The sequence below is a fragment of the Subtercola sp. Z020 genome (assembly GCF_002931235.1).
Classification (GTDB): domain Bacteria; phylum Actinomycetota; class Actinomycetes; order Actinomycetales; family Microbacteriaceae; genus Subtercola.
On the sequence record NZ_PSTT01000141.1, the window covers coordinates 1 to 3,984 of the forward strand.

The window sequence follows — 3,984 nt, forward strand, 5'->3', positions numbered from 1 at the left end:
CCCTCACCCTCACTCTCACCCGCACCCGCACCCGCACCCGCACCCGCACCCGCCACCCCGCACGCCGCGAAGGGACGCGAATCGTCCCTGCCCGCGAGCGGTGGAACGATTGCGGCCCCTTCGTGGGAGGCCGAAGCGCTCGGGAGGGTGACGGTGCTGGAGGTGGGGGCGGAGGCGCCGCGGAGCGCTCGGTTCGGCATCGACGCGCGGCCGCTCTCGGCGGCGGACACCGCGACGGCTGCGGCGGCTGCCGTCGCGCGCGCGTTGGTGGGCACGGCGGCCGCGAAACAAGCGGCCGCGAGAGGCGTGGGCTCGGAAGGGACGGGCGGCGCGGGCGCGGCGCGGCAGGACGTGCCCGCGGCGGGTTCGACGGCGGGCGGAGAGGATGGCGGGGCGGCGGAGGTGCTCGTGCTGGGCTCCGAGGAGTTCATCTCAGTGCCGCTCGCGATCGCCGATGAGCTCGGCGGCGGCGGGGCGCGGGCGGGGCGCGTGCGGTTCTCCACCACGACGCGGTCGCCGATCGCGCCACTCGACCGGGCGGACTACGCGATCGCGAGCGCGATCACGTTCCAGAGCCACGACCGCACGCATGACGGGTTCGGGACGCGGTTCGCGTACAACCTCACCCGCGGGGGGCGGCGGTTCGACGCGATCGTGTTCGTTCCCGAGCCGGAGGCCGACCGCGAACGGATGCTCGCCCCCGACGGTGTCGTCGAGGCGCTGCGCCGCGTCACCGACCACGTGATGGTCGCCCACCTGGTGCCGCACGAGCCGCACACCGAGGCTGCCACGTCACAACCCCTACCAGGGACCGCACCCGCCCCAGCAACAACAGCAGCAGCACCCGCACCCGCACCCGACGAGAGACGCCTTCCGTGACATCCACCCCCGCCGCGGCATCCGCCCAGAACACCGAGCACCGCACCCACACCGGCCCGGCCCCGCACGCAGGCCCGGCCCCGCTCGCCGGCCCGGCGTTCGGCTCGTACGAGGCCGCCGACGTGCAGTGGCTGCTCACCGACCTCGGCGACGCCCGGCTGGAGGCGCCCGCCGCAGAGCGCGAGCGCGACATCCAGAGCGGCAGAGCGAACTACGCCGAGTCGCTGCCGGTCGAGTACGTGCCGAGCGCGGAGTACCAGCAGCTCTTCACCGAGGCGCTCGCCCGGTCGAGCCGCCGCGTGGCCGTCGCGGTCGGCATCGTGGCCGAACAGATTCTCGCGGAGCGCGCCGGGCAGCCCGTGCTGGTGTCGCTCGCCCGCGCCGGCACGCCGATCGGCATCCTCGCCAAGCGGTGGATCGAACGGATGCACGGGGCCGAGGTTCCGCACTACACGATGAGCATCGTGCGCGGCGTCGGGCTCGACCAGGTCGCCCTCCGTCACCTCGCCGCCCACGTCGACCCCGCGCGCGTGATGTTCGTCGACGGCTGGACGGGCAAGGGCGCCATCGCCCGCGAACTCACGGCCGCGCTCGCGCTCTTCGAGCAGACCGACGGCATCCGGTTCGGCGACGACCTCGCCGTGCTCGCCGACCCCGGCCACTGCGTGCGCCTCTTCGGAACCCGCGACGACTACCTCATTCCGTCGGCCTGCCTGAACTCGACCGTCTCGGGGCTGGTCTCCCGCACCGTGTTCAATCGCGAGCTGATCGGGCCAAACGACTTCCATGGGGCGAAGTTCTACCGTGAGCTGCTGCCGAACGATGTCTCCCACGACTTTCTGGATGCCGTCTGCGCCCATTTCGACGACGCCGGCGTGCGCGCCGAGGTCGCTGCGGGGGTCGCCGAAGCGCAGACCGAGACAGCGAACGGCGAGCGCGAACCCTCCTGGATCGGCTGGCAGGGCGTCGAACGCATCAGCGCCGAGTACGGCATCGACAACGTCAACCTCGTGAAACCGGGCGTCGGCGAGACCACGCGCGTGCTGCTGCGGCGGGTTCCGTGGAAGGTGCTGGTGCGCCCCGAGGCGCGCGCCGACATCGCGCACGTGCTGCTGCTGGCCGAACAGCGCGGAGTGCCGATCGAGGAGGTCGCCGACCTGCCCTACAGCTGCATCGGCCTGATCAACCCGCTCGTGACCAGCGCGGAGGCCGACCGGTGAGCGAACCGCGACCCACCACCCTCGTCGCCTGCGACCTCGACCGCACGCTCATCTACTCGCCCCGTGCCTTCTGGCTCGAGGGCGACGATGCTGACGCGCCCGGGATGGTCGTCTCCGAGCTCTACCGCGGCGAGCCGATCTCGTTCATGACGCGCGCCGCCGAGACGCTGCTGCAGCAGCTTCGGCTCGAGAGCGTGTTCGTTCCCGTCACGACGCGCACGATCATCCAGTACCAGAGGGTACAGCTGCCGGGACCGACCCCCGCCTACGCCGTGACCAGCAACGGCGGGGTTCTGCTGGTCGACGGCGAACCGGATGCCGCGTGGTCGGCCTCGGTGCGTCGTCGCCTCGCCGAGCAGTCCGCACCCATCGCCGAGGTCACGGCCCTGCTCGAGAGCCGGGCGGCCGCGGCGTGGATCACGAAGGTCAACAACGCCGAGAACCTGTTCGTCTACGCCATTCTCGACCGGCCGGCGATGCCCGACGCGTGGCTCGCGTCGCTCGAAGCCACCTGCCGTGAGCTCGGCTGGACCGTCTCCGTTCAGGGCAGAAAGCTCTACTGCGTGCCGCAGTCGGTGACGAAACACGCCGCCGTCGCCGAGGTGCGGCGGCGAACGGGCGCGTCGACGGTGCTCGCTGCGGGCGACTCGCTGCTCGACCAGGGGATGCTCGAAGCCGCCGACCTGGCGTTCCGGCCGGCGCACGGCGAGCTCGACGAGGCGGGTTTCGTGGGGGGCAACCTGACGATCACGGGGTCTCGCGGCATCCTCGCGGGCGAGGAGCTGCTGCGGCTGCTTGGGGCTGCACTCGGCCGATTGGGCTGATCGGGGGCGAGTCCCCGAGAATGGGTCTCGACCGGTGAGCGGCCCCGGGCGTCCGCCACACAGCACGAGGAGAGCGATTTCGTGAACGACACCCACGACGTGACGCACCACGACGCCGACATCGCGATCGTCGGCGGGGGCATCGCGGGGCAGTCGCTCGCCGCGGCGCTCGGCGAGCTCGGCTCCCCGCTCCGCATCGTCGTGCTCGAAGGCGAAGGAACGCTCGGCTACCACACGAGCAGCCGCTCGGCCTCGCAGATGCAGCCGTCGTACGGCCCGCCGGAGATCCGCGCCCTGACCGCCGCGACACTCGCGCTGATGCCCGGCATCGAGCAGACGCTCGGAACGAGCATCCTGAGCCCCCGCCCCCTCATCTGGTGCGGTGTGCGCGGGTCGTCGGCACAGGTCGACTCGGTGCTGGCGTCGGTTCCGGATGCCCGGGAGGGCTCCATCGACGAAGCCGTGACGCGGCTGCCCGTGCTGCGCGCCTCGGCCCTCGAATCGGTCGCGTTCGACGAGAACGCGAAGGAGGTGGATGTCGCGGCCCTCCTCGGCCACTACCAGGCGCGCATGAGCGCCACCGGTGTCACGGTGCTGCACACCGCACGTCTCGCCGGCGCGACGCAGACCGCCGACGGCTGGACCCTCGCCGCCGGATCGCACCGGGTACACACCCGCACCGTGGTGAACGCGGCCGGAGCCTGGGCCGACCCGCTCGCGGAACTCTTCGGCAAGGCGCCGCGCGGGCTGCAGCCGTACCGCCGCACGATCACCGTGGCGCCCTCGACGTCGCGCGCGGTCGACCCCGCCTGGCCGATGGCGTGCGACATGGGCGACTCGTTCTACTTCCGTCCGCAGGGCGGTGAGATCCTCGCGTCGCCGCTCGAAGACGAGGCGAGCACGGCCGAGGATGCCCGCCCGCGCCCCACCGAGATCGACGCCGTGAAGCAGCGGATCAACGCCGTCACCGACCTCGCGCTCGGCCCCTCCACCCGCTCGTGGACGGGCCTCCGCACGCTGAGCGCCACCGGCCTCCCTGTCGTCGGCCGCGAGCCCGGCGA

General features: G+C 72.5%; 4 protein-coding genes. All 4 read left to right on the forward strand.

The window, feature by feature from the left end:
* A partial coding sequence (locus C5B96_RS16780; protein WP_233189264.1) for a TRSP domain-containing protein occupies positions 1–879 on the forward strand: 879 nt, incomplete at its 5' end.
* Positions 876–2,099 (forward strand): cysteine protease StiP family protein, encoded by a 1,224-nt coding sequence (locus tag C5B96_RS16785; RefSeq protein ID WP_104246506.1) that lies wholly within the window; start codon positions 876–878, stop codon positions 2,097–2,099. The genes C5B96_RS16780 and C5B96_RS16785, both read left to right, overlap by 4 nt.
* Positions 2,096–2,923, forward strand: a complete 828-nt coding sequence (locus tag C5B96_RS16790; protein WP_104246507.1) for an HAD family hydrolase — start codon at positions 2,096–2,098, stop codon at positions 2,921–2,923. Before C5B96_RS16785 ends, C5B96_RS16790 begins: the two co-directional genes overlap by 4 nt.
* Before the next feature lie 81 nt (positions 2,924–3,004).
* The coding region (locus C5B96_RS16795; protein WP_104246508.1) for an FAD-binding oxidoreductase at positions 3,005–3,984 on the forward strand (980 nt) is incomplete at its 3' end.